Source organism: Candidatus Palauibacter irciniicola (assembly GCF_965208695.1).
GTDB lineage: Bacteria > Gemmatimonadota > Gemmatimonadetes > Palauibacterales > Palauibacteraceae > Palauibacter > Palauibacter irciniicola.
Window position 1 is genome coordinate 3,317,181 of record NZ_OZ242352.1, and the last position, 23,789, is coordinate 3,340,969.

General features: G+C 68.3%; 23 protein-coding genes, 13 tRNA genes and 2 pseudogenes. 23 read left to right on the forward strand and 15 right to left on the reverse strand.

The features are described from left to right. Positions 1–22 precede the first annotated feature (22 nt). The 8 genes from ACOGI9_RS14305 to ACOGI9_RS14340 form a co-directional block, all read right to left on the reverse strand. On the reverse strand, positions 23–616 hold the full coding sequence (locus ACOGI9_RS14305; protein WP_419857783.1) for a hypothetical protein: 594 nt from the start codon (positions 614–616) through the stop codon (positions 23–25). A gap of 73 nt (positions 617–689) precedes the next feature. Next, on the reverse strand, positions 690–1,520 hold the full coding sequence (locus ACOGI9_RS14310) for an intradiol ring-cleavage dioxygenase (protein WP_419857784.1): 831 nt from the start codon (positions 1,518–1,520) through the stop codon (positions 690–692). Positions 1,521–1,558: 38 nt separating this feature from the next. Continuing rightward, entirely contained in the window at positions 1,559–2,083 is a 525-nt protein-coding gene (locus tag ACOGI9_RS14315; RefSeq protein ID WP_419857785.1) for an FxsA family protein, read from the reverse strand. Between the two features lie 36 nt (positions 2,084–2,119). Next, the gene (locus ACOGI9_RS14320) at positions 2,120–2,488 is read right to left on the reverse strand and encodes a metal-sulfur cluster assembly factor (RefSeq protein WP_419857786.1); all 369 of its coding nucleotides are present in this window, start codon (positions 2,486–2,488) and stop codon (positions 2,120–2,122) included. A gap of 27 nt (positions 2,489–2,515) precedes the next feature. Next, on the reverse strand, positions 2,516–3,751 hold the full coding sequence (locus tag ACOGI9_RS14325) for an NAD(P)/FAD-dependent oxidoreductase (RefSeq protein WP_419857787.1): 1,236 nt from the start codon (positions 3,749–3,751) through the stop codon (positions 2,516–2,518). A 6-nt stretch (positions 3,752–3,757) separates the two neighbouring features. Then, on the reverse strand, positions 3,758–4,282 hold the full coding sequence (locus ACOGI9_RS14330; RefSeq protein WP_419857788.1) for a YybH family protein: 525 nt from the start codon (positions 4,280–4,282) through the stop codon (positions 3,758–3,760). A 5-nt stretch (positions 4,283–4,287) separates the two neighbouring features. Then, positions 4,288–5,148 (reverse strand): alpha/beta hydrolase family protein, encoded by an 861-nt coding sequence (locus ACOGI9_RS14335; RefSeq protein ID WP_419857789.1) that lies wholly within the window; start codon positions 5,146–5,148, stop codon positions 4,288–4,290. A 4-nt stretch (positions 5,149–5,152) separates the two neighbouring features. Beyond that, the gene (locus tag ACOGI9_RS14340; protein ID WP_419857790.1) at positions 5,153–5,746 is read right to left on the reverse strand and encodes a cob(I)yrinic acid a,c-diamide adenosyltransferase; all 594 of its coding nucleotides are present in this window, start codon (positions 5,744–5,746) and stop codon (positions 5,153–5,155) included. Between the two features lie 121 nt (positions 5,747–5,867). On the opposite strand from ACOGI9_RS14340, the gene ggt reads away from it, so the two are divergent. From ggt to ACOGI9_RS14390, 10 genes are all read left to right on the forward strand, one after another. Beyond that, positions 5,868–7,661: a gamma-glutamyltransferase gene (ggt, locus tag ACOGI9_RS14345; RefSeq protein WP_419857791.1), complete on the forward strand. Its 1,794-nt coding sequence runs from the start codon at positions 5,868–5,870 to the stop codon at positions 7,659–7,661. A gap of 98 nt (positions 7,662–7,759) precedes the next feature. Then, positions 7,760–7,833 (forward strand) — tRNA-Met (locus tag ACOGI9_RS14350). Positions 7,834–7,908: 75 nt separating this feature from the next. Then, positions 7,909–7,981 (forward strand) — tRNA-Asn (locus tag ACOGI9_RS14355). Between the two features lie 33 nt (positions 7,982–8,014). Next, positions 8,015–8,087: transfer RNA gene (locus ACOGI9_RS14360), tRNA-Phe, on the forward strand. 41 nt (positions 8,088–8,128) lie between these two features. After that, positions 8,129–8,201: transfer RNA gene (locus ACOGI9_RS14365), tRNA-Trp, on the forward strand. A 3-nt stretch (positions 8,202–8,204) separates the two neighbouring features. After that, positions 8,205–8,276: transfer RNA gene (locus tag ACOGI9_RS14370), tRNA-Thr, on the forward strand. A gap of 26 nt (positions 8,277–8,302) precedes the next feature. Beyond that, positions 8,303–8,377, forward strand: a tRNA-Arg gene (locus tag ACOGI9_RS14375). Between the two features lie 27 nt (positions 8,378–8,404). Further along, a tRNA-Glu gene (locus tag ACOGI9_RS14380) sits at positions 8,405–8,476 on the forward strand. A 62-nt stretch (positions 8,477–8,538) separates the two neighbouring features. After that, positions 8,539–8,611, forward strand: a tRNA-Ala gene (locus tag ACOGI9_RS14385). Between the two features lie 56 nt (positions 8,612–8,667). Beyond that, positions 8,668–8,740 (forward strand) — tRNA-Lys (locus tag ACOGI9_RS14390). Positions 8,741–8,805: 65 nt separating this feature from the next. Here the strand turns inward: ACOGI9_RS14390 and ACOGI9_RS14395 are convergent. After that, positions 8,806–9,882 carry a hypothetical protein gene (locus tag ACOGI9_RS14395; RefSeq protein WP_419857792.1) on the reverse strand — a complete coding sequence of 359 codons (1,077 nt, stop codon included), beginning with the start codon at positions 9,880–9,882 and terminating at the stop codon, positions 8,806–8,808. Between the two features lie 134 nt (positions 9,883–10,016). Between ACOGI9_RS14395 and ACOGI9_RS14400 the strand changes: the two genes are divergently transcribed. The 7 genes from ACOGI9_RS14400 (at position 10,017) to ACOGI9_RS14430 (ending at position 13,227) form a co-directional block, all read left to right on the forward strand. After that, on the forward strand, positions 10,017–10,592 hold the full coding sequence (locus ACOGI9_RS14400; RefSeq protein WP_419857793.1) for a VanZ family protein: 576 nt from the start codon (positions 10,017–10,019) through the stop codon (positions 10,590–10,592). Between the two features lie 264 nt (positions 10,593–10,856). Further along, positions 10,857–11,993, forward strand: coding sequence for a serine hydrolase domain-containing protein (locus ACOGI9_RS14405; RefSeq protein ID WP_419857794.1), 1,137 nt, complete (start codon positions 10,857–10,859; stop codon positions 11,991–11,993). Between the two features lie 103 nt (positions 11,994–12,096). Beyond that, positions 12,097–12,171 (forward strand) — tRNA-Arg (locus ACOGI9_RS14410). A gap of 71 nt (positions 12,172–12,242) precedes the next feature. Beyond that, positions 12,243–12,328 (forward strand) — tRNA-Leu (locus tag ACOGI9_RS14415). Between the two features lie 6 nt (positions 12,329–12,334). Further along, positions 12,335–12,420 (forward strand) — tRNA-Leu (locus ACOGI9_RS14420). 40 nt (positions 12,421–12,460) lie between these two features. Further along, positions 12,461–12,534, forward strand: a tRNA-Arg gene (locus tag ACOGI9_RS14425). Positions 12,535–12,774: 240 nt separating this feature from the next. Beyond that, positions 12,775–13,227 (forward strand): N-acetyltransferase family protein, encoded by a 453-nt coding sequence (locus ACOGI9_RS14430; protein WP_419857795.1) that lies wholly within the window; start codon positions 12,775–12,777, stop codon positions 13,225–13,227. A 10-nt stretch (positions 13,228–13,237) separates the two neighbouring features. Here the strand turns inward: ACOGI9_RS14430 and ACOGI9_RS14435 are convergent, their stop codons facing one another. Continuing rightward, on the reverse strand, positions 13,238–14,854 hold the full coding sequence (locus ACOGI9_RS14435) for a M28 family peptidase (protein WP_419857796.1): 1,617 nt from the start codon (positions 14,852–14,854) through the stop codon (positions 13,238–13,240). 126 nt (positions 14,855–14,980) lie between these two features. Here ACOGI9_RS14435 and ACOGI9_RS14440 point away from each other — a divergent pair. The 6 genes and pseudogenes from ACOGI9_RS14440 (at position 14,981) to ACOGI9_RS14465 (ending at position 19,649) form a co-directional block, all read left to right on the forward strand. Beyond that, a pseudogene (locus tag ACOGI9_RS14440) lies at positions 14,981–15,744 on the forward strand (SDR family NAD(P)-dependent oxidoreductase). A gap of 3 nt (positions 15,745–15,747) precedes the next feature. Continuing rightward, complete coding sequence (locus ACOGI9_RS14445; protein ID WP_419857797.1) at positions 15,748–16,218, forward strand: hypothetical protein; 471 nt, start codon at positions 15,748–15,750, stop codon at positions 16,216–16,218. Between the two features lie 138 nt (positions 16,219–16,356). Further along, the gene (locus ACOGI9_RS14450; RefSeq protein WP_419857798.1) at positions 16,357–17,256 is read left to right on the forward strand and encodes a TRAP transporter substrate-binding protein; all 900 of its coding nucleotides are present in this window, start codon (positions 16,357–16,359) and stop codon (positions 17,254–17,256) included. Further along, positions 17,253–17,777, forward strand: a complete 525-nt coding sequence (locus ACOGI9_RS14455; RefSeq protein WP_419857799.1) for a TRAP transporter small permease — start codon at positions 17,253–17,255, stop codon at positions 17,775–17,777. Before ACOGI9_RS14450 ends, ACOGI9_RS14455 begins: the two co-directional genes overlap by 4 nt. Further along, a complete protein-coding gene (locus ACOGI9_RS14460) occupies positions 17,777–19,051 on the forward strand; it encodes a TRAP transporter large permease (RefSeq protein WP_419857800.1) in 1,275 nt (424 codons plus the stop codon). The genes ACOGI9_RS14455 and ACOGI9_RS14460 overlap by 1 nt, the downstream gene beginning before the upstream one ends. Before the next feature lie 52 nt (positions 19,052–19,103). After that, complete coding sequence (locus ACOGI9_RS14465) at positions 19,104–19,649, forward strand: GNAT family N-acetyltransferase (protein ID WP_419857801.1); 546 nt, start codon at positions 19,104–19,106, stop codon at positions 19,647–19,649. Positions 19,650–19,664: 15 nt separating this feature from the next. Here ACOGI9_RS14465 and ACOGI9_RS14470 read toward each other — a convergent pair whose 3' ends face one another. The 5 genes and pseudogenes from ACOGI9_RS14470 to ACOGI9_RS14490 all read right to left on the reverse strand — a co-directional run bounded on the left by ACOGI9_RS14470 (position 19,665) and on the right by ACOGI9_RS14490 (position 23,780). Next, the gene (locus ACOGI9_RS14470; protein ID WP_419857802.1) at positions 19,665–20,522 is read right to left on the reverse strand and encodes a nucleotidyl transferase AbiEii/AbiGii toxin family protein; all 858 of its coding nucleotides are present in this window, start codon (positions 20,520–20,522) and stop codon (positions 19,665–19,667) included. Further along, positions 20,519–21,346, reverse strand: a complete 828-nt coding sequence (locus ACOGI9_RS14475; protein WP_419857803.1) for a type IV toxin-antitoxin system AbiEi family antitoxin domain-containing protein — start codon at positions 21,344–21,346, stop codon at positions 20,519–20,521. Before ACOGI9_RS14475 ends, ACOGI9_RS14470 begins: the two co-directional genes overlap by 4 nt. 108 nt (positions 21,347–21,454) lie before the next feature. Continuing rightward, entirely contained in the window at positions 21,455–22,009 is a 555-nt protein-coding gene (locus ACOGI9_RS14480; RefSeq protein WP_419857804.1) for a flavin reductase family protein, read from the reverse strand. Between the two features lie 216 nt (positions 22,010–22,225). Continuing rightward, a complete protein-coding gene (locus ACOGI9_RS14485; protein WP_419857805.1) occupies positions 22,226–23,365 on the reverse strand; it encodes a DUF1295 domain-containing protein in 1,140 nt (379 codons plus the stop codon). After that, positions 23,365–23,780, reverse strand: a pseudogene (locus tag ACOGI9_RS14490) (DUF1801 domain-containing protein). The gene ACOGI9_RS14485 and the pseudogene ACOGI9_RS14490 overlap by 1 nt, the downstream one beginning before the upstream one ends. Between the last annotated feature and the right edge of the window lie 9 nt (positions 23,781–23,789).

Genomic DNA, 23,789 nt, shown 5'->3' on the forward strand with positions numbered 1-23,789 from the left:
CTCGGTCGCCGCCCGGGTGGAATCAGAAGTAGAGTTGGCAGTTCATGGCCTCGAACGGGCCGTGGCCGGCCATCGTGTGCAGCCGGCCGGAGGGGGAGAGGCCGGTGAGCACGATCGGCCCCTGCCAGCGCTCGACGTCGGTCGACGCCTCCTCGCTCACGAACACGAGGAACTGGTTCCACGCGAGCCGCGCCGTGAGCCGGTTCTCTTCGCCGAGCGTGCCGAGCTGCACCCACTCGTCGAGTTCGGGCTTCGCGGCCCACGCGACGTAGACCGCCTCGCCGCGGCGGCGCAGCCGGTCGACCTGGATCTCGATGTCGAACGTCTGGAAGCCGCCGTCGTCCACGGTGATCTCGAACGGCGAGCCGGGCTGCGTGAGCGTCATCGACCCGCGGCTCCCGGGGGCGCTCTGCGTGCCCGAGAGGGGAACCACTTCGGGCGTGACGAGGCAGGCGTCGATCCGGGGCGTTGCGTCAACCCACGGCGCCGCGCCGGCCGGAGCCGGGATGTCACTCGGCCCGGCAGCCCGTGCCTCGCCCGATACGAGCGAGCCGAGGGCGATCGCGAAGACGGCGGTGGCGCCGATCGCGCCGGCGTGCGGTTTCATGCGCTTCATGTTCGAAAGGTCGATTCCGGCGCCCCGCCTTGCAAGCGCCGGCGGCCGCGCGCGCGCACCCGGCGGTCGACCCTCAGTCCGACGCGGGCCGCCCGGCCCTCCCGCGTCTGCCGCTGCGGCCGTCGGGCCGGCCGGTCTCGGCATCCGTGAGATCGAGGCCCAGGTCGAAGGTGGCCGCGTATCCGTGGTCCGTCTCGCTGACCCGGGCCATCAGGCTCTCGCCACCGTCGCGGCGAAAGATGCCGTCGTCCGCGTTGGTCACGGGGCGCCGCCCGCGCGCCGCGTACGGCGCCTGCGCGTGCACTTCGTCCGTGAGCGCCTCGTCGAAGTAGAGCTGCGAGGTGAACTCGTACGGCTGGCCGGAGACGTCGGTGCGCACCTTGAAGTGTACGTGCACGGCGCGCCCGCGGTACCAGCCCGGAAAGATCGTCGTGAAACGGGCCAGCCCCTCCTCGTCCGTGCGCTGGTAGCCCCGGAGGAAGTGCCGTTCCCTCGCCGATTCGGGCGCGCCGTCGTCCTCCACGCCCGAGTACACGCCGTCGGCGTCGCACTGCCACACGTCGATCAGCGCGCCGGGAAGCGCCGAACAGTCGCCCCGGGAGATTTGCGAGAGGTTGAACCCGAGCGTCAGCGGGATGCCCTCGCTCACCGTTCCGGTCGACGGATCGGACCGGATGTCGGAGCGTTCGAGCCGCGCGTCGACGAAGAACGGCCCTTCGGTCTGTTCGGGCTTCGCCACGCAGGCGGGCAGCGCACGGGCGATCCCGTCCGCCTGGGCGGCGAGAGGGGTGCCCGTTCCCAGAACCCACCGACCGGCGGCCAGCGCCCCGCCCCCGACGCCGAGGGCGGCGAGAACCTCGCGCCGCGTCAGTACCCGACCCCGTTCAATGTCCTCGTGCTCCATTGCCGCACCTCCAGAGTCTCCGGGTCCCGTCCCGGGCGTCAGTCGCCGTCCGGCTCGTTCTCCTCGATGATGATCTCCCGCCGCGAGGTCCGCGCCCCGCCGCCGCGCCCCGATCCGCCGGTCCCGGGGCGCGCCCCGAAGTTGCCGTACAGGCCGCTGAACCCGCCGCCGGATCCGCTCATCACCTGGATCGTGCCGCGCTCGATCTGGGCGTTGAGCCGCTCCCGGACCCGGGCGATGAGGCTCCGCCTCACCGGCGGGATGAGCAGCAGGATCCCGGCGATGTCCGTAATGACACCCGGGGTGATCAGCACGATGCCCGCGACGAGGATCAGGAGCGCATGGACGAGCGACTCGCCCGGGAGCTGGCCGCCCTGGAGTTCGTCACGGACGGCCAGCCAGCCCCGCAGACCTTCGCGCCGGGCGAGCCACGCGCCGGCGAACCCCGTCCCCATGACGAGCAGAAGCGTCGGCCCGAGCCCGAGCAGACCGCCGATTTGAATGAGGAGCGCAAGCTCCACGACGGGCACAATCGTGAACAGCAGGAACAGCCGCAGGAGCATGGTCAGAACCGCGGGGTCGTCAGAATCCGGACACCGTCAGAAGCCCATCATCGCCCGCACGGCCGGGTCGATCCTCTCGGGCGTCCAGAACGGCTTCCACACGAGGCTCACGACCGCCTCCTCCACCCCGTCCACGGACTCCGCCGCGTCCTTCGCGCCCCCGAGAATCTGTCCGCCCGCGGGGCAGCCGGGGCTCGTCAGCGTCATCGTGACCTTCGCCTCGCCCTCCTCGACCTCGACATCGTACACGAGTCCGAGATCCACGATGTTGATGCCGAGTTCGGGATCCGTCACGGTGCGAAGCGCGGTCCGCACCTTCTCCGCGATCTCCGGCGGGGCGTCGTCGGCCGAGCCCATGCCGTCCATCGGGTCCCTCGTATCCTTCGTTTCCATCGTATCCGTCACCTTTCAGCCGTGTCCGTCACCGATCCACTATCCGACCAGCTCGCCGGGGCGCACGCCCGGCTTCTCGAATTCCTTCAACAGATCCTCCACCGTGGGGCGCGCGCGCACCAGCGCCCGGCAGTCCTCCATCGCGCCGGTCGCGTTGATGAGGATCGTGCCGGTGAGCCGGTTGTCCGTCACGCAGTACACGATCGACCGGCCGGAGCCGAGTTCGCCGGAGACGATCGTGCGGTCCACATCGGCCGTCTCTCCGAACACGTTGATGCTCAGGTCGAACACGTGCGTGAAGAAATAGGAGAGATGGTCGAACGTCTCCCTCGCGCCGGCCATGTTGCGGCCCGCGTGGCGCCCGTGCGCGCGGGCGTGGTCCCAGTGCTCGAGGCGCGAAAGCCCGCCTCCCATGGGGTCCGGGAAGCGGGCCACGTCGCCCGCTGCGTAGATGTGGGCGGCCGTCGTCTCCGCGAACCCGTCCACCACGATCCCGTCCTGGACCGCGAGGCCGGCCTGTGCGCCGAGCTCATCGTTCGGCGACATCCCGACGCCCACGATCGCGAGGTCGGCGGGAATCTCCTCGCCGCTGTCGAGCACGACCCGCGCGAGACGTCCCTCGCCTTCGAAGGCGGCCACGCTCGAACCCATCATGAACCGCACGCCGCGTTCCTCGAAGTAGCGGCGGAGGAAACCGGCGATCGTCTCCGGAAACACCCGGGCCCAGACGCGCGGCTCCACCTCCGCGACGACGGCATCCACATCGAACTTCGACAGCGATGAGGCGAGCTCCATCCCGATGAAGCCGGCGCCGACGAGCACGACGCGCGACGCCCCGTGGGCCATCTCGCGCAGCTGCTCGGAGTCGGCCGCGGTGCGGAGGGTCGACACGCCGGGGAGATGGCTTCCCGGCACCTCGAGCCGCTTCGCCCGCCCGCCGGTGGCAATCAGAATGCGGCCGCCGCGAATCGCGTCGCCGCCGGCCGTGTGGACGGTCATGGAGCGGGCATCCAGACGCTTCACCGCCGCGTCCGTGAACAGCTTGAGCCCGTCCGCCCGCTCCTCGAACCAGCGCGCGGGCTTCACGTGCAGCAGGGTCCGCGGCGCCCCCTCCGCCTGCAGGAACTCCTTCGACAGGGGAGGCCGGTGATAGGGAGGGTCCGGCTCCTCGGCGAACATGGCGATCGAGCCTTCGCGGTCGATCTCCCGGATCCCGTCCACCGCCGAGACGGCCGCGAGGCCGCCCCCCACGATGACGTAGTCGAAGGTCCGCATCGGTCGTCAGCCTCCTCCGTCTTCGGCCGACTGGTCGTGGACGATGAGCCAGGCCCCCTCCACGTTCAGCAGGACGAGCGTGAACGGTCCCGTCGACGTGACCGCCCCCTCGCGTTCGAGGACGTAACGCGCCGTCGCCACGCCGACCCGCTCATCCACCTCCCGAACCCGCAGGCCCTCGAAGCGGAGGCTGTCCCGCGCCGCGCCCTGCGCGAATCCCGGGGCGTATCGCTCCCGAATCCCGTCGTAGCCCTCGATGAGTCCCGTCGATCCGATATAGGTCGTCGTCGGAGATGGAGAGTAGGCGCTCATGAAGCCGTCGAGGTCGCCCCCGTTCCACGCCGCCGCCTGCCGGTCGAGCAGGGAGGCGACCTGCTCGGCGAGATCGGGCCCCTCGTCCGGTGCCGGAGCGCCGTTGCTGTCCAGCCGCACGAAGCGGCAGCCCCCTGTCACGAGTCCGGCGGCCAGGGCGACCGCCGTCGCCGCCGCGAGCCCTGAACGTCGCCTCCGGCTCGATCGGTTTCGGGTCATTCGTCTCACTCGAGTGCGCGCGTGAACAGTTCGACCGAGGCGTTGATCGCCTCGTCGAGTTGAGGCGTCGTCCCCGCGAACGGGTGTCCCGCCTGGAACGTGTGCGTACCCCCTTCTACCCCGACGAGCCGCGCGAGGTCTCCTACCGCGTCGGCGATCCGCCAGGCGTCGCTGAACGGTACGGACTCGTCGGCCGTCCCGTGCACCACGGCGACCGGAATCCGCAGGCTCGCGGCGCTGGCGAGCACGTCGAGGCGCTCCCGGTTCGCGCGCATGTCGTCGAGCACGTTTCGCTCGAGCGGCATGTCCTGCTTTGTGCGCGCGTTGGGGATGATCACGGTTTCCCCGGCGTCCCACCGGTCGGCGAAACTCTCGTAGCGCGTGACCGAGGAGATCGAGGCCCACGTGACGAGCGCCCGGACCTGCGACCGGAGGCCCGCCTTCAGGATGCAGGTGGCGCCGCCGCGGCTGTGTCCGAGCAGGCCGAAGCGCGTGGCCGCGGCAACCTTGACGTCTCCAAGCCGGCCGCTTGCGAGGCCGTCGAGGATGGCCTCGAGGTCCCACAGTTCGCGCGAGAAGGTGTTGTGGCTGAACGCCTCCAGGTCATCGAAGTCCGAGTCGCGTACGCCGGAGCCGTCGAAGTTGAAGGAGACGACGGAGATCCCGGTCATCTCGGCGAGTCGTTCGCAGAGATGGGGGAAGAAGCCCCAGTCCTTGAACCCCTTGAAGCCGTGGCAGACGACGATCGCGGCGTCGGTCGCGGGAGGACCGCCTTCGGTGGAAGCGGCGGCCGACCAGTAGTCGCCGCGGAGATCGGCGCCCGGCGGCGTGAGTCGAAACGGGGTGCGCGTCACGGTCCGCGGCATGTCTTCACCGTCCGCCTTCATCCCGCTGCCGCTGCGGCAGCCACATCGCGTCCTCGCGGCCGGCGCGCCGGTTCGTGGCCCGGGCGAGGGTGAACAGCAGGTCGGAGAGACGGTTGATGTAGGGGACGACGACTTCGGCGAGGTCCGGCTGCTCGTCGAGGAGAGCCGTGACGCCCCGTTCGGCCCGCCGACAGACGGTGCGCGCGACATGCAACTGCGCGGCGAGGGGCGACCCGCCGGGCAGAACGAAGGCCTCGAGCGCGGGAAGCTCGGCGTCCAGCGCGTCGATCCAGGCCTCGAGCGCGTCGATCCGATCGGCGGAGAGCGCGGGAATGGTGCCCTTCCGCAGCAACCGGTCGGGATTGGCGGCGGCGAGGCGGGCCCCGATCGTGAACAGGTCCTCCTGGACGGCGCCGAGGGCCGGCCCGGATTCGCCGAGCGTCGCGCCGTCCGGGTCGAGGGCGAGCGCCACCCCGATCACGGCGTTGAGTTCGTCGACGGTGCCGTACGCCGCGACCCGCGCATCGTCCTTCGGAACCCGCGCGCCGCCGAGGAGCGTGGTCTCTCCTCCGTCCCCGCCTTTGGTGTATATCTTCAATCGGGATCGGCCATCATGAGATTTGGCCGCGTGCCGCGCGTCGTGCGCCACGCTGATGGGCGAACCTTAACAGCCCGCGGCGAAACGCCGCCACCGGGCACCGCCAACAGGGAGCCGTGACGTGAAGACCGACCGAAGCGATGTCCGGCCCGAGGACCTTCAGTCACGAAGAGCCTTCATCGCGACGGCGGCGGCCGGGGTGGGTGCCGTCGCCGCGGGATCGCTCGGCGCGTGCAGTCCGGACGGCGAGGAGGCGGCCGCGGGCGCATCGGACAACGGAGCGCCGAACAACGGAGCGCGGGACGCCGGCGGCGGGATCGTCGTGGCGCGCGGACCGATCGCCGTGGAGGCCGGAGTCGGGGCCCTCAGGCGTGGCGGCAACGCGATCGACGCGGCCATCGCGACGGCGTTCGCGCAGTTCATCACGACGCCGTTCTCCGCCGGTGTGGGCGGCTTCGGCTGCATGGTCGTGTACGACGCGAGCACCGGACGCGCCACGTCCATCGACTTCCACGGGCGCGCGGGGAGCCGGGCCACGCCCGACATCTACCGCAGCGCCCTCGAGGGGCGGATCTACGGGCACGCCGACCGCTGGAAGGTGCGCGGCGACATCAACCAGATCGGCTACAAGTCGGTCGTCACGCCGGGCACGATCGCCGGCCTGTGGGAGGCGTGGAGCCGGTTCGGGACCCGGCCGTGGGCGGAACTCGTCGAGCCGGCGATCCGGCTCGCGTACGACGGTTTCGAGATCCCCGGCGCCCTGGCGCGCGGCTTCACGACCCGGACGGAGTCGTCCTCGGGCGTCGTCCCGTTCTTCACCAAGGTCCGGACGACCGAGGCCTCCGCGCGCATCTTCCTCAACGACGGCGTGCCGTGGCGGGCGGGGGAACGGCTCGTGCAGCGGGACTACGGCCGCACGCTTGAACTCATCGCCGAGGGCGGCGCCGACGTGGTCTACCGGGGCGAGATCGCCGAGCGCATCGCGGCGGACTTCGAGCGCAACGGGGGCCTCCTGACGATGGCCGACCTCGAGGCGTACGCGCCCGATGTCTACGACCCGGTGCACGGCACGTACCGCGGACACGACGTGTTCTCGAACGCGCTGCCCGGCAGCGGCGCCCAGGTCATCGAGATCCTGAACCTCCTCGAGGGCTACGACGTGCCGGGTCTCGAACACGGGAAGGCGGACCACGTGGAACTCCTGGGCCGCGCCCAGATCCTCTCCTTCATCGACCGGCGCCGGTACCACGGCGACCCGAAGTTCATCGACGATCCGACGGACATCCTGGTGTCGAAGGACCGCGCCGCCGAACTGAGGGGCTTCATCGACCGGCGCGAACTCCCGCCCGACGTCGTCGAGGAGCCACCGGAGGGACCGGACACGACGCACCTCTCGACCGCGGACCGGGCCGGGAACTGCGTGGCGCTCACGCACACGCTCGGCTCCGCCTCGGGGGTCGTCACCGAAGGTCTCGGCTTCACGTGGAACAACTGCATGTTCCAGTTCAACCCGGTCGCCGGACGGCCGAACAGCATCGAACCCGGAAAGGCGCGCATCACGGGGATCTCGCCGGCCATCGTGCTGCGGGACGGACAGCCGATCCTGGTCACGGGCGCGGCGGGCGGCACCCGCATCCTGGGCGCCGTCCAGCACACGATCAGCAATACGGTGGACTTCGGCATGTCGGCGCTCGAGGCCGTCTCCGTCCCGCGCTGGCACTGGGAGGACCACCTGCTCGAGTTGGAGCCGCAACTGTTCCATCACCTGAGGGAGGAGTTGGAGGGACGCGGCCTGGAGGTCGCGAACGACGCCTTCGTCGCGCAACTCCACGCGGTCGGAATCGACCCGGATACCGGGCGACTCACGGGAGGGCCGGACCCGCGCGGATGGGGCGGCGGATCGGCCACGGCATAGCCTTCGGGCGCCCGGTTTGAAGCGGCAGGCCGAAGCCGCGCCGGAAGCGGTTTCGAGGTTGACACTTTTCCCGTCCCTCTGTATCCTGCGGGTCGCGCTGCGGGGTGGAGCAGTCTGGTAGCTCGTCGGGCTCATAACCCGAAGGTCGCAGGTTCGAATCCTGCCCCCGCTATCTCTCGCCTCGCCTCGCAAAGCTGCGGGGCGAGGCGTTTTGCTCTCCGATCCCTTTTGCGGGACGGGGGTACGATCCGGGGTAGCTCAGTGGCCAGAGCGGGTGGCTGTTAACCACTAGGTCGTGGGTTCGAATCCCACCCCCGGAGTCGGGCAGCAGGGCTCTTGCCACGGGCTGCCATGGCTGGGTAGCTCAGGCGGTAGAGCACGGCGCTGAAAACGCCGGTGTCGGCGGTTCGACTCCGCCCCCAGCCATTGCCACGGGCCGCCGACGGCCGGTTCGCGGGAAGCGGCAGAGGGGCGTAGCTCAATTGGTAGAGCACCGGTCTCCAAAACCGGCGGTTGGGGGTTCGAGTCCCTCCGCCCCTGTCGGCTCGCGTAGCTCAGGGGTAGAGCGCATCCTTGGTAAGGATGAGGTCGCGGGTTCAAATCCCGCCGCGAGCTTGGAGCAGCTTGGAACGGGATAGCGGGCGCCCGTAGCTCAGTTGGATCAGAGCACCGGCCTTCTAAGCCGGGGGTCCCAGGTTCGAGTCCTGGCGGGCGCGTGGCAAAAGGGGACGACAGCGGCACGAGCCCCCATCGTCCAACGGCTAGGACACCACTCTTTCAAGGTGGAGATAGGGGTTCGATTCCCCTTGGGGGTACTGGACGGAAGGCAGGACGGGACCGACGCCAGCCCGTCCGCGTGAAGCGACAGTCGAAGCGCGGGGCCGTAGCTCAGCTGGGAGAGCGCTGCAATGGCATTGCAGAGGTCAGGGGTTCGAATCCCCTCGGCTCCATTTCGCGGCCCGCGGTTTGCCCGCCGAGGCCGCGAACGAGAGCTTTGAAGCTGTACGCGCCGTTAGCTCAATTGGCAGAGCAACTGACTCTTAATCAGTAGGTTCGGGGTTCGACTCCCTGACGGCGCATTCTCCAGCCCGCCTCCTCGTTCCGCCTGCCGCCTCGCCACGCTCACCCGGGGTCGGCTTGCGCCTTACCGGTTCTCGCGCTCCTGAGCGCGGGCGCCGAGCAGGACGTTCTCCAGGGCGTAGTTGGCCTCGTGGCAGGCGTACTCGTAGAGGAGGTCGTCCATCCTCACGAACGGGACCTCGCCGCCCCACGGGGTCTCCCAGGTGTCCGGGTCGTCGATCAGGAACTCGTAGTTGATCGTGTTCGCGTCCACGCGCGTGAGCCGTTCCGTGATCTTCATGTTCGGACTCGCGCCGAAGAACTCGCGGTAGGCGGTGAGCTGCTGCGGGTTGAGCCTCGTCGTCTCGATGACGAGGGTGTCGTCCTCCCACCACCCGCGGGAATCCCCGAACCAGGGTCGGATCTCCTCCGGAAACGCCGACGGCCCGCGGGCCTCGCCCGTGTCACCGGGGTCCGGCGACACGCCGATCGGGATGATGCGGGTGTCGTGCACCATCTCCGTCATGATCGCGACGTGGTCGGGGGTCTGCACGATGGTGTAATTGTTGTTGTAGAAGTAGTTGGGGAGCATCGGCGGGCCGGCGTTGGACCCGAACGAGACGATGCAGCGCTCGGAGAGGGGCCGGTTCTCGGGGTTGTCGTACTCGCCGTGCTGGCCGCGGGCGGCCATAAGCAGGCCGAGGCGCTGCTGCGCTTCCGGCGTGCGGGCGGGGATTCGGCCATCCTCCGGAATCATGAGGAGGGAACTGCGCGGTTCTCCGTTCACAACGGCGACCTGATCTCCCCGGTCCAGATAGAAGAGGTTGTAGCCGCCCGTGCCGCCGGCCGCCGCCTCCAGGATGAAGTCGCACCCGATGGTGGTGCCGCCCTCCGCCGGCGCGTCACGGTCCGGATCGCTGGATCCCGAGTGCGCCTCGATGCACTCCTGCCGGCCGCCTTCGATCTGGGCGACCTGCTCGGGCGTGAGCACGGCCTCGAACCCCTGGGGCCGCTCGATGGGCGTGATGGTGCCGTTCGTCCAGTTCCCCTGCAGGTCGGGGCGCCCGTCCGGCGTGCGCGGCACCGCGCCGCCATCCTGCGCCCGCGCGACCGGGATCGACACGGCGGCGACCAGCGCCACCGCGACTGTTGCGCGCATCATGGTTACCTTCATCGGAACTTCCCTCGCGGTTCAGCGTCTCAGCGACACAAAAGGGTCGTCACTTTCTAATCATAGGGCTCGTTGCGCGATGGTTCACGGGGTGGCCGTCCGCCCGAGCCGGGATGGAGATGCGGATGCCGGACTTCTCGTCCAACCGGGAGAGGCGCCTGTGGGTGTGGGCGCTGGCCGTGGTCGTGGCGATCTATGCGACGGCCGATCTCGCGCGGACGCTGGCCGACGCGCTCCGCGAGAGCGGGCTGCTCGAACTGGTCCCCACGATGTTCAGCGCCGGCATGCTTCTGATCGCGGTGATGATCGTGGTGCAGGGGCTGAGGGAGCGCTCGCGCGGCGTGGAGGTCGGCTTCGCGCTGGGCGTCGCGGCGATCGCCATCATCGGTTTAGCCCGCGCGATCGATGCCGCGGAGCGTTCCCATCTCATCGAATACGCGGTGCTGGCGCTCATCATCCACGAGGCCCTGGTGGAACGGAAGGCCCACGGGAAGCGCGTCCCTGTGCCGGCCGTGCTGGCCATCGCCGTGACGACGGCGGTCGGCGTGGTGGACGAATGCATCCAGTTCTTCGTGCCCAGCCGCACGTTCGACTGGTTCGACATCGGGTTCGATCTGCTGGCGAGCGTGCTCGCGGTCGGCTCGAGCGTCTCCATCCGCTGGGTCCGCCGCCTGATCGGAAGGTGGCGGCACCGGACCTAGTTCGAGGAACCGTGTTTGATCGCCCGGCCTCAGATACCCGTGTACCGGCGGGATGCCAGTCGTTACGATGCCTGCCGTACTCGATCCGAATCAGGAGGTTCTCATGCGGGGCATGATTCGCGCGCACCGTGGCGCGCTTTGGGCCGGACTTCTTGCCGTTTCAGCGACGGTCGCGTTTCCGGGCGTCGGGGCCGCGCAGTACCTGCCCGCGCGCGGGGACGCGTGGGATGACTCTGGGAGACGCGCACTCCGGAGCAGGTGGGGATGAACGCGGCGGGCGTCCAGGCGGCGGTCGAATACGCCCTCGAGCACGAGACGAGCCAGGCGCGAGACCGGGAGTTCCAGCACAGCCGGAGCTTCGGGCGCGAACCGCTCGGGGAGGGGATCGGCCCCTTCAACGTGCGGGGCGGGCCGGCCGGGATGATCGTGCGGCACGGCTACATCGTCGCGGAGTGGGGGGACACGAAGCGGGTCGACATGACGTACAGCGTGACCAAGTCGTTCCTCTCGACATCCGTGGGACTCGCGTGGGACGAGGGGCTCATCGGCTCGCTCGACGACACGGTGCGCGAGTACATGGCCCCGATCGACGTGCCGCCGGGCGACGGGGAGCCGGGCGTCGACCGCATCGGCTTCGGGAAGCCCGATCCGACGACGATGTTCGAGTCCGAGCACAACCGCACGATCACGTGGGACGACCTCCTGCGGCAGACGTCCGACTGGGAGGGCACGCTGTGGGGCAAGCCGGACTGGGCCGACCGTCCGAGCGGCGACCCGGACACGTGGATGACCCGCGAGCGACACCCCTCGGGGACCGTATACGAGTACAACGACACCCGCGTGAACCTCCTCGCGCTCGCCGCGATGAGCGTCCTGCGGCGCCCGCTGCCCGAGGTCCTGCACGAACGGGTGATGGGACCGATCGGCGCCTCCCCGACCTGGCGCTGGAACGGCTACGAGAACTCGTGGGTCACGATCGACGGGCGTCGCGTGCAGTCGGTGAGCGGTGGCGGCCACTGGGGCGGCGGCATGTTCATCAGCGCCCGCGACCAGGCGCGCTTCGGCCTCTTCACGCTGCGGCGCGGGACGTGGGGAGACCGGCAACTCCTCTCCGAGGAATGGTTCGACCTCGCGACGACGCCGGGCCCGGCGAACGGCTCCTACGGGTTCATGAACTTCATGCTCAACGTCGCGGACGACGAGGGGAACAAGCGCTATCCGAGCGCGCCCGCGGAGGCGTGGGCCCACCTCGGAAACGGGACGAACATGATCTACTGCGACCCGGTGAACGATCTCGTGGTGGTGGCGCGCTGGATCCCCGGAGGGGCGATCGACGGCCTGCTCGACCTCGTCATCGACTCGATCGACGACACGGCCGCGACCTCGTCCGGATCGCGCTGAACCGAGTCGGGGTCGGCCCCGTGCGGCAGGTAGACGCTGGGCGCCGGTCCGATTAGATTGCCCGCGCGGCGCGTCGCCTCTTCCGGCGGCGCGTTTCGTGTCTGCGCCCGTAGCTCAGCCTGGATAGAGCGCTTGCCTCCGGAGCAAGAGGTCACAGGTTCGAATCCTGTCGGGCGCACTCGTCCCGGCGGAGCCAGCGGCACCGGTTCTCGGGGGCGACTCCCCGGACCCGAGGGTTCAGGGGCGCAGGCTCGGGTGGCGGAAATGGCAGACGCGCAGGATTCAGGATCCTGTGGGATTAAACTCCCGTGGGGGTTCGACTCCCCCCCCGAGCATTTCAAGCCCAGGTGGCGGAACTGGCAGACGCGCTAGCTTGAGGGGCTAGTGTCCTTTTACGGACGTGGAGGTTCGAATCCTCTCCTGGGCATGCGGCACGACATCGCCGATCGCGGAACGGCCGGCTCCGAGCGCCCGTAGCTCAACTGGATAGAGCACCTGACTACGGATCAGGAGGTTGGGGATTCGAATTCTCCCGGGCGCATGCTTTCCTTCCTTCGGAAGTCAAACCTGCGCCCGCGAGAATTCGGGCGCTCGTGGAGCTTCGCTCCCCTTCGCTGGCCAAATTCTCCCGGGCACGTCCTTGTGGCACACGTGCCGGTCCGCGTTGTCCGTGGGCTCGCGAAGGGCTTCGCCCCTCTCGCCGAATCAGCGTTGTCCGGGCGATCGTTCACCGGGCGGTCGGTTGTTCAACACACTTCCTCGAGGACAGGGGTGCCGTCATATGCGCGTAAGGCTGGCTGAACGGGGCGATGTGGATCGGCTGCTGGAGTTGATGCGGGGGCTGGCGCGGTTCGAGGAGTACATCGACGACTTTGCGGTGACGCGGGAGAGCGTGCTCGAGCACGGGTTCGGGGACGACCGTCTGTTCACCGCGTTTGTGGCCGAAGAGGACGATGATCTCGTCGGGATGGCCGTGGTCTACACGATTCCATGGACCTATACGCTGCGCCCGAAGGTCGTGCTCAAGGAGCTGTTCGTCGAAGAGAGTGCGCGCGACGCGGGGGCGGGGAAGGCCCTGATGGCGGCGGTGGTTTCGCACGCCACATCCATCGGTGCGGCCGAAGTGATCTGGACGGTCATGGACGGGAACCGCGCGGCCGAGGGCTTCTACCGTTCCCTGGGTGCCTCGCCGGATCTCAAGTGGAACAACTGGTCCCTGAGCCTCGACGACTGAACCGGATCCGTCACCGCGTGCTCTGACCGGAACTGCGCGCCGGGGGGCGGCAGTCGGGCCACTGGGTGCCGGGCGGCATGGTGCGCCGGTCGCGGGGCATGCGGTCCGGGTCTTCGGAGGCCAGGTAGGCGAGCATCGCGGTCATCACGGCGTCGTCGCGCAGGTCCTCGAAGACGATCTTGTCGAAGGTGTCCCGGTTGGTGTGCCAGGTGTAGGTGCTCGTGTCCCAGCGGTTGTCGGCGATGTTCATCTCGCTCCGGCCGGCCCCGACGTGGAAGCTGAAGGCGGGCACTCCGGCGCACAGGAAGGAGGCGTGGTCGGTCCCGCCGGACTCGGGCATCCCGGGGACCTCGAGCGTGACTAGGTCGGAGAGTTCGCTGGGGATCTTCGCGAGCCAATCGCCGAAGCGCCCCGCGGCGCCGGCGAACCCCTGCATGGGGATGAACGTGACCGGGCCGTTTCCGTGATCGACGTTGAACACGGTGTGGGTGCGCTCGAGGATATCGGGATGATCCTCGACGAAGGCGCGTGAGCCGTTCAGGCCCTGCTCCTCGCCGTTCCAGAGGGCGCCGATGATCGTGCGGCGGGGGTTCGGGACGGCGCTCTTCAGGATGCGCATCGCTTCCATGATCGCGACGGCGCCGGTGCCGTTGTCGAGCGCGCCGTCGGAGCCGTCCCAGGAGTCGTAGTGGCCTCCGAGGATCACGTACTCCTCGGGCTCGGCGCTGCCGGGGATGACGGCGAAGGCGTTGAAAACCGGCACCTCTCCCAGGAAGCGGGCCTGTGCGTCGACGCGCAGCACCGGCCCCTGATCGTTCTCGGCCAGCCGGTACAGGAGCCCGTAGGCCTCGCAGCTCAGGTCCAGGACCGGCGCCCGCTCCGCGCGGGTGCCGAAGATCTTGGTGACGCCCCAGCCCTCGGACCACTGCGAGCGGATGATCCCGGCGGGTTCGGCTGCGCTCAGCGCTTCCGGCAGCGAGCGCGCATCGAACCCCGTATTCCCCACGCGGTCGCTCCACTCCGCGATGGCGCGCTCCCGCTCCTCCGCCATGCGGGCCGTCGTCTCGGACCGCGCGAACCACTCCAGGTTGTCGGGCGCGCGGCAACTCGGCTCCGGGCGCGAGACGAGCACGAACTTGCCGCGCACCTCCGACAGCGCCGCCTCGAAGGCTCCGGGGCTGTCCGCGTCCGGCAGGATCATCACCTCCGCCTCGACGGGCCCGCCCGTGCCCGGGCTCCACGCGGCCGCCATGCCCTCGAGCGTGCGCATGCGCGGCGCGATGAGATCGATGTGGGTGATCCCCCGCTCCCATCCCCGCCAGGTGCCGTACTGCTCCTTGTACGCCTCGATGCCCCACTCCGCGTACTTCGCGAGCGCCCAGTCGTTGGCGCCGGCCATCGCGGGCGACCCGGTCAGCCGCGGCCCGATCGAGTCCATCATCACCTGGCCGAGTTCGTAGACCTGCGAGCGCTCGACCCCCTCCTCCCAGATCGCCCGAATGACCGGATCGTCGGAGGGAAACGACTGCGCCGCCGCGCTCCGGGTTACGCCCGGAATCAGCGAAGCCGTCAGAGTGGCGAGGCATGCCAGCGAACAGGCGAGTTCGAGACGAACCGTGCGCTTCATGGGTCGCTCCCGCGGGAAGATGGAACCTGTTCGAAGGTAGGGGTGCCCACGCGCGTTGCGAATCCCTGTCCACGCCCGGACTTTGCCCACTCGGCATCACACGCGAACTCGAATCCCGAATTCCCCATGCGTCTTGACGGCAAGCGTGCTCTGGTTACCGGCGGCTCGCGGAGCATCGGTCGGGCGATCGCCCTCGGACTGGCGCGCGAGGGGGCGGACGTGGCGGTCAACTACCGGCGGAGTCGGGAGGATGCCGCGAGCGCGGTCCGTGAGATCGAGGCGATGGGGCGCCGCGCGGTCGCCGTGCAGGGCTCGACGGACTCCCGTTCCGACGTCGAACGTTTCGTCGCGGAGGCGGACGACTTCCTGGGTGGCCTCGACATCCTCGTGAACAACGCGGGGATCCTGAGACGCACGCCCTTCCTCGAGATCGACGAAGGGGAGTGGGACGCCATTCAGGGCGTCAACCTGAAGGGATACTTCCTGGTGGGTCAGGCGGTGGCGCGCCGCATGGTCGAGGCGGGAACGGCGGGGGCGGTCGTCAACGTATCTTCCGCCGGACAGGCGGTGGCCGCGCCGAACCTCACGCACTACTGCGTGTCGAAGGCGGGGGTCGAGATGCTCACGAAGCAGATGGCGCTCGAGCTCGCGCCCCACGGGATCCGGGTGAACGCCGTCGCGCCGGGCTGATCGAAACCGACCTGAACCGCGCCGACATCGCGCGGGACGACTTCCGCGAGGGGCGCCTCGCCCGCATCCCGCTCCGGAAGATCGGCGCGCCGGACGACGTCGTGGGCGCCGTCGTCTACCTCGCGTCGAACGAGGAGGCGCGGCTCGTCACGGGCGCCAGCCTGTTCATCGACGCCGGCCAGACGATCTGGGGCGCGTAGGCCGTGGACACGCGAGTCCATGTAGACCGGGCGGGCGGCTTCGTCATGGCCCTGCCGGTTTCGGACGCGTTCCCGCTGTTCAGCGCGGAGGGTGAGCGGCGGTGGGTCGCAGGGTGGGATCCGCGCTACTTGTCTCCGAACGGGCCCCACGCGAGGGAAGGCCTGGTGTTCCAGACCATCAAGGAAGGCGTGGGAACGGCGACATGGGTCCAGACACGGCATGCGCCCGCCGCGGGCGTCGCTTCGTTCGTGTACATAGTTCCCGACCACCACACCGCCATGGTGGACGTTCGTGTGACTCCCGACGGTGAGAACCGAAGCCGGGCGTCTGTGAAGTATCGAATGACGTCGCTTTCGTCCGACGCGGACGATTTCGTGCGAGCGTTCGGCGAAGCCTTCGAGGACTTCATGGCCCAGTGGGCCGAGGCCATCCAGCGACACATCGTGGAAGGTGCCGCACTTACTCGGGAGTGAAGGCGAGGACCTGAGCCCTCTGCGCCAGAAGGGGTGGGCCTCGGGCTGGCGGTAGCGGCGACGCTACTCGTGGCGTCCTGCGGTGCCCCTGTGCCCCGCGACTCCGAACCGCCTACCTGGGAGGTCCGCTTCTCCCACGTGCTGTCGACGGGCTCCGAGTTCCATCTCATGGCGGAGCGGTTCCGGGATCTCATGCTCGAGCGCACGGACGGACGGTTCCGGGTCGTCGTCTATCCGTCGGGACAGCTCGGGGGCGAGCGCGTTGCCTTCGAGCAGATCCAGGTCGGTGCGGTGCACATGGCGATCACGGGCACACCGGTGCTCTCGGGCTGGGTGCCCGAGACGCAGGTATTCGATCTCCCCTTCCTGTTCGAGACGCGGGACCACGGGCTCGCAGCGATGAACGGCCCGGCGGGAGACGGGTGGCGCAACCTCCTCCTGGAACGCACCGGCGTCCGCTCGCTCGGATTTCTCGACTACGGCTTCCGCCACGTCTACAACACCCGCCGGCCCGTCGAGACGCCCGCGGATCTCGCCGGCCTCAAGCTCCGGGTCCTCCAGAACGCGACGTACCTGGCGGCCTATTCCGCGCTGGGCGTGCAGGCGACGCCGATGAACTACGGCGAAGTCTACTCCGCGCTCCAGCAGGGCGTGATCGACGGCGGGGAGGCGAACGCGGTCGGCTTCGTGAGCAGCCGGCTCCACGAGGTGGCGAAGTTCTACAGCTTCACATCCATCACCTACAACCCGATCACACTTCTCGTGAACGAGCCGTTCTATCGGGGGCTTCCCGTCGAGATCCGGGAGACCGTCGACCGTTCCGCGGCCGAGGCGCTCGCCTACCAGAGCGAAGTCGCGCGCCGGATGGAGGCGGACGCCATCGAGGAGATGCGCGAGGCCGGCGTGGAGATCTCGCGTCCGAACCTGGCGCCGTTCGCCCCGGCCGTCAGACCGCGGATATGGGACGAACTGGCGAATCGGCTGCCGGACGGCGAAGCGCTGATCGCAAGGTTGGTGGCTTCGACGGAGCGCCGATGACGAAGCGGCTGCGGGTGTTCAACGGGCTCCTGGTGAGGCTTGAAACCTACGCCGTCGGCATTCTTGTGATTGCGGTGTGCGACGTCGTCCTCCTCCAGGTGTTGATGCGCTACCTCTTCGCCTGGCCGAATCCGTGGAGCGAGGAGGTGTCGCGCTTCTGCTTCATCTGGATGTCGATGCTCGGGGCTTCGCTGGCGGTGGCGCATCGGTCCCACTTCCGGTTCGACCAGGTCACGGGGCGGCTGCCTCCGCGCGCGAAGAAGGCGGTGGAGACGTCCGCGGCAGCGATCGTGCTGATGTTCGCGCTCCTCCTCATCGGCACGGGCATCGCCCTCATGGACCTCACGATGGGAGAGCGTTCCGCCGCGTTGAACCTGCCGGTCGCGCTCGTCTATGCCGCGGCGCCCGTGTCCGGCGTGCTGATGTTGACCCACCTGCTTGCCGGAGGGGCAGGCGAGGGTGGGGGGACGTCCGCCCCACCCTCGCCGCAGCAACCGGGTTCGACCGGGGAGGTCGGCTGATGGGTGGGCTCCTCCTCGGCGTCTTCGGCCTCCTCGTGCTGGCGGCCGTGCCCATCGGGTTCGCGCTCGCAATTGCGGCCGTCATCGCCATCGTGGTGGCGGATCTCCCGCTCGTCGTCATCCCGCAGCAGATCGTCGCGGGGATGGACTCGTTCCCCATGCTCGCCGTGCCCCTGTTCATCCTCGCTGGCTACCTGATGGATGTCGGGGGGATCAGCCGCCGCCTGGTGACGCTGGCCCGCGCCCTCGTGGGCCACCTCCCGGGAGGGCTCGGGCAGGTGGTCGTGATGGCCGAGGTGTTCTTTTCGGGCGTGTCGGGCTCGACGTCCGCGGACGCGGCCGCCGTCGGCGGCATCATGGTGCCCCAGTTGACCGCGAACGGCTACGGCCGCGCGCGCGCCACCGCGATCGTCTCTGCCGCGTGCGGGATGGGGATCCTCATTCCGCCCGCCATCGTGATGGTCGTCTACGGCGTCATCGGGAACGTCTCCATCGGCGCCCTGTTCGTCGCCTCGATCGTGCCCGCGCTCCTCATCGCCACAGGCCTGATGGCGCAGATCGGGTGGCAGGCGCGGAGGGAAGGGTGGCCGCGCGGGGAGCGCGCCTCGATCGCCGAACTCCGCCGCGCGACGCTCGACGCGGTGCTCCCGCTCTTCATGATCGTCGTCATCCTGGGGGGCATCCGCTTCGGACTCTTCACCCCCACGGAGGCCGCCGCCGTCGCCGTCGCCTACGCGCTGCTCCTGGCTGGACTCGTGTACCGATCCCTCACCCTCGCGGAGCTGTGGCAGAAGGTCGTCCAGACCGCCGTCGTGTCGGGGATGGTGCTGTTCGTCGTCGGCGCCGCGCATCTCCTCGGCTGGGTCCTCGCCGTCCTGCAGCTGCCACAGACGCTCGCTTCGACCGTCGTGGGGATCGGGGGCGGCCCGGTCGGCTTCATGCTTCTCACGATTCTCGTGTTCCTTCCGCTGGGCGCCATCCTCGAGGGCGTGCCCGCGGTCGTCCTGCTGACGCCGATCCTGCTGCCCCTCGCGACCCAACTCGGGATCGACCCCGTGCACTTCGGCGCCGTGATCGTGGCCACGCAGGGAATCTCCGTGTTCCTGCCGCCCGTCGGCGTGAGCCTGCTCGTGGCCTGCTCGGTGGGAGGGGTCGAGCCGGCCGAGGTCGCGCGCCCGCTCTGGCCCTACCTCGCGCTCATGCTGGCGCTCACAGTCGCCATCGCGTTCCTGCCCGACGTCGTCCTGTTCCTGCCGGAACTGCTCGGGTACTGAAGGGTCTGAGCCACGGATCGTTTCGTGAACGGCATGACCCTGGGACCGGACGATGGAGACACGAGAGTTCGAGATCGGAACGGAGCGGCTGCTGCTCCGGCCGCACCGTCTGGAAGACGTGGACGACATATTCGAGTTCGCCCGCGACCCGGAGTGGGGCCGATACCTGCCGGTGCCGGTGCCCTACCTCAGGGAACACGCGGAGGAGTTCGTCGCGCGGCGGATCCTCACGTCCCGGGACGAGTGGCCGGTGTGGGCGATCGTCCTGGCAGGCAAGGTCATCGGCGGCATCGGCATCAGGATCGACGCCGAGCATGCGACGGGCGCACTGGGCTACTCGATCGCGAAGGAGCATTGGGGCCGAGGTCTGACCGTGGAGGCGGCCCGCGCCGTCGTCGACTGGGCGTTCCGCGAGCGCGGGCTCGCGAAGGTGTACGCGTACGCCGATGCGCGGAACACGTCGTCCCTGAGGGTGATGGAAAAGCTGGGCATGACCCGCGAGGGGATGTTGCGCAGCCACCGGACGCTGCGGGAGGAGCGGGTCGACGACGTGTACTACGGACTCCTAAGGGAAGAGTGGGCGAGGGACGAACGCTAAGGTGGCTCGCGCCGCTCAAGGCATATCACCCAGCCCCGTGGCCATCCGTCCCACATATTCTACGACTGCATTCCATACCTCCTCGAACTCCCGCTCAGCGCCTGGAGGGAGCAGGTGAGCCAGGTTGCGCTCCCAGTCAGCGTGGAACTCGTCCCTGCGCTCCAGCAGACGACCCGGGTCGATGACCCCCAATTCGACCTCTCTCGCCTGCAGTTTCCGGGGGAGGTTGACTCGTACCTTCCGCTCATCCACGTGCTCCAGGAGCGAGAAGATGTCGTACACATCTCTCGATACGGCGTGAAGCCGTTGACCGAGGACGGCTCGGACCTTCTCGGACATGACTTCTTCCAAGGCATAACACGTCAACTCGCTCTCTCCGAGATCCTCGGCGTCGGAGAAGGGATGGAATAGCGGGCGCGACACGGGGCTGAACGTCAGTACTTCGTTCCGCGTGATGTCGAGGCGAAGACCGGGCGGAGATCCGCCCGAAGCATGCGGTCCGCGCCAATAGAGAGTGAACTTGAGGCTCTCGCGCCCGTACTCGTCGTCAATGACTCTCCGCTTCGGTTCCCGGGCCGCGAAGTCGATGCCGCTGGCCCCCTGAACCGCTGCGAATGCCTCGCCGACCGATTTCTCAAACTCCTCCCAACCAAACCACTGGGTTGCTGTGAAGTCGAGGTCTTCCGAGAACCGGTAGTTCGGGAAGTAGCACTTCCGCAGGCAGGTCCCACCCTTGAAGATCAGCCGCTTCGCCAGAAAACGGTGTCCCGCGATTCCTCGGAGGGCCCATCCGAGCGCGTAATCCAACTCTACGATGCGAGGCTCGACACTCGCGGCTCGCGCGCGTCGGCGGATCTCCGCGTCCTGAATCATGTCTGCTCGCGGAGCCCTTCCTCCGGGAGATTGATTTCGATGCGCCACCGAGTGGCGATCCGATGAGGCTTTCTCGGAGTGGACGGATCGAGTCGGCTGATGCCGGCAGTGAGGAGATCCAGCCATTCATTCAGCATCGCCTGCTTCGGAGCATGGGTCAGCTTAACGCTCTCGACAAGAAACCCGAGCCGCTTCACAACCGCGCCGGAGCCAAAGCGGCGCAGATAACTCGTCATGAGGTCCCAATCGAAGTCGCCATCTCCTCCGAGCAGTGCCTCGCTGACCTGGGCCACTCCTCCGCTTAGCTCGGGCCTGTCGAGGCAATCTATGATCGTTTTTTCGCGATCCGTGACCTTGACCCGGAATTGTCCGGCACGGTATGCGTGGCAACCGAAGAACTTCCGAGGCTTCACCCGGACGATCCGAAACCGCATCCCGAGAACCTGCGGTGTGCGGCGTTCCTTGCGGGCGGTCGTCTGCACGTACGTAACACGGGGGATCTGTTCGGTGAGGTTCCAGTAGTTGAGGGCAGACCAGTAGCCGACCGTGGCGTGACTCACCAGGTGTCCCGCGATGACGTAGGTGTCCTCGGTCCAAGTGCGATTGGGGCCGGCCTCGAGTGGAACGATGAGGTACTTCCCCTTCTCAAGACGCTCCAGCCAGCCTTTATCAACGAGTCGTGCCAACGCATCCCTGGTCGCCTTGCCTTCGCCAAGCACATCGTACGCATCCTTTGTTGCGAAGATCTGCTTCCCGCTCGCGGCCAAGGTGGTAAGGAATGACGCCTCGGTGTCGCTGAGGCTTATTATATTACGATACGTCATTGCCGCTCCTGCATGCGTTAATCACGTATCGAAATGTAATCGATATGGACAGCTTCCGCTAATACCGTTCCTGCATGCAGAGCGCCCAAGACGCCGGCGCTGGATCCGTCAGTACTTGATGTCGGTTCGGCCGACCGTCATCCCGATGTTGCCGACCCGCCGGCCCGTCGTGTAGTGCTCGCCGCTCCCGGCGGTCATCCCGAAGAAGTCCACGGCCGGCACGATCAGGCGGCCGGCGTCGTCGACCGCGCCCTCGATGGCGGTCGTCGCCACGACCTCCGCGAGGAAGATCTTCCGTTCCGGCGGGACCTCGAGGGAGTCGAAGATCCGGCACTCGCAATGAATCGGAGACTCCTCCACGGTGGGCGCATCGACGACCGTCGCCGCGCCGCGCGTCAGACCCGAGAGCTCGAACTTGTCGGCCACGCGTCCGGAGTTCATGTCGACGGTGTCGAATGCCTCGACCATCGACGCAAGCGGCACGTTGAGCACGAACTCGTCGTGCATGTCCAGGAGTCCCCTCGCCTGATGCTCCAGGGCTGCGCTCACCCCGATCTGGGGCGGGTCGCCGCTCAGGACGAACGTCCACAGCACCGAGATCTCGTCCGGGTCGCCGGGCCGGCCGTTCACGGTGAGCAGGATCGCCGGGACGGGCGGAAGCATCGGACCCGGCTCCGCAAGCAACCGGCGAGCCCCGGTGAGCGGCGCCGGTGGCCTACCCCCGCCCACAGGCATCCCCTCGTCCGGCGCACACCCCCAAACGGCGGCAACCGCGGCGGCCGCCGAGCCGCTCCCCAGAAACCGCCTCCGCGACCAGCCGTCCGTTGATGGCATCTTCTTCACCGCCTCCTCGCGCATAGCCTGCCGTGCGCCCGGGCATCAATAGATGCCGGGGATGATCCGATATTTCACACGCGCCTGATACTCGGCCCACTTCTCGGGGCCGTATTTTTCGGCGCAGTACTGGTCGTCGAAGCGCTGTCGGAAAATGAACAGTCCGACGATGAAGACGAAGTAGGTCCAGGCCCAGGGGTTGGCGAAGTAGCCGAACACGAGGGCGATGGAGAGGGAGAAGAAGCCCTCGCCCAGGTAGTTGAAGTGGCGGGCGACGCCCCACAGGCCGCTGCACAGGATCTTGCGGTCGCCGGCCTCGATGTACTCGGGCTCGATGAGGCCGAGGAACTTGCGCTCGGGCCAGCGCTTGAAGGTGTACTTCTGCATGTTGGCGCCGCGCGTGATGCCCCATGCGATGAGGAACAGCGTGGGTGCGCCGATCAACCACACCTGTCTCCAGGGCGCCGCGAAGCCCGGGTCCGGGTACACGGCCAGGCCCCACAGCGGCAGGATGTAGAGCCACCCGTACACCATGATCCCGCCCCAGATCATCTTGAAGCCGAGCTTCTCGTGGATCACATCGTACGTGTACAGCTGGACGCGCTCGAAGATGAAGTAGTCGAAGACGTAGAAGGTGAGGAACCCCGCGTACAGGAAGACGCCGGGGTTGGAGTCCGCGCCGAAGAGCCCGTAGTGGTACGCGGCTCCGGAGAGGGCGTTCAGCGAAAGCATGGTCCCGCCGACGACGTACAGGAACATCTTCACGTCGAAGCGTTCGTTGAAGAACGAGAGCTCGAGGACGCGCCCTTCCCAGAGGGCGGCGAGCGGGCGCTTCACCTTGCCGCGCGACCCTCCGAACACGGCGAGGAGGGCGAAGACCAGGCACATGACCGTGCCGCCGGCGACCTGGTAGACGGTGGACCGGTAGAACCAGTCCCGCGGCATCCCGGTGAGTTCGAGCGCCCACACAAGTTCCGCGAGCACGAACACCAGCAGGCCGTTCAGCCGGTAGCCGCGGGGCTCGCCGGTCTCCGCGTCGATGACGTAGCCGGGCACCCGCCTCCCCGGCAGCGCGAGTTGCACTACGAAGAACGCGGCGCAGATCGCGAGCGGGGCGAGGAAGCCTGCGACCGCCTCGGTCCCGGACAACTCGAACAGGTGGCCGATCCCCAGCCATTCAATCATCAGAAAAGGTCCTCTCCCGGGAGTGCCGCTGCCTGCCGGAGCCAGCCTGTCAGGAGGTCCTCGTCCAGTGCGTCGTCCTCGTGGATGTGGAAGTAGCGCACCTGCTCCTGCTTCGATTCGACCGGCGGCGCGGGACGCAGCGAGGCGCCGTTGAGGAAGGTCACCTTGATGTACCGCGTGAAACAATGGAACGAGAGGAACCAGCCCTGGTTCTCGATGCCGTAGAAGGGCGAGTTCCAGCGCACCGCCCTGCGGACATCGGGCACGCTCCGCTCGATGAGCGCGTCGAGGCGGCAGCCGACCTCCGTTTCCAGCCCGGCATGGCCGCAATGTAGTCCTGTACCGGCGCATCTCCGTCGCCCTTCGGAATCTGGGGATTGCCGCCGGAGAGGAGTCGCGCGACCAGGCCCGCTATCCCTCCGTC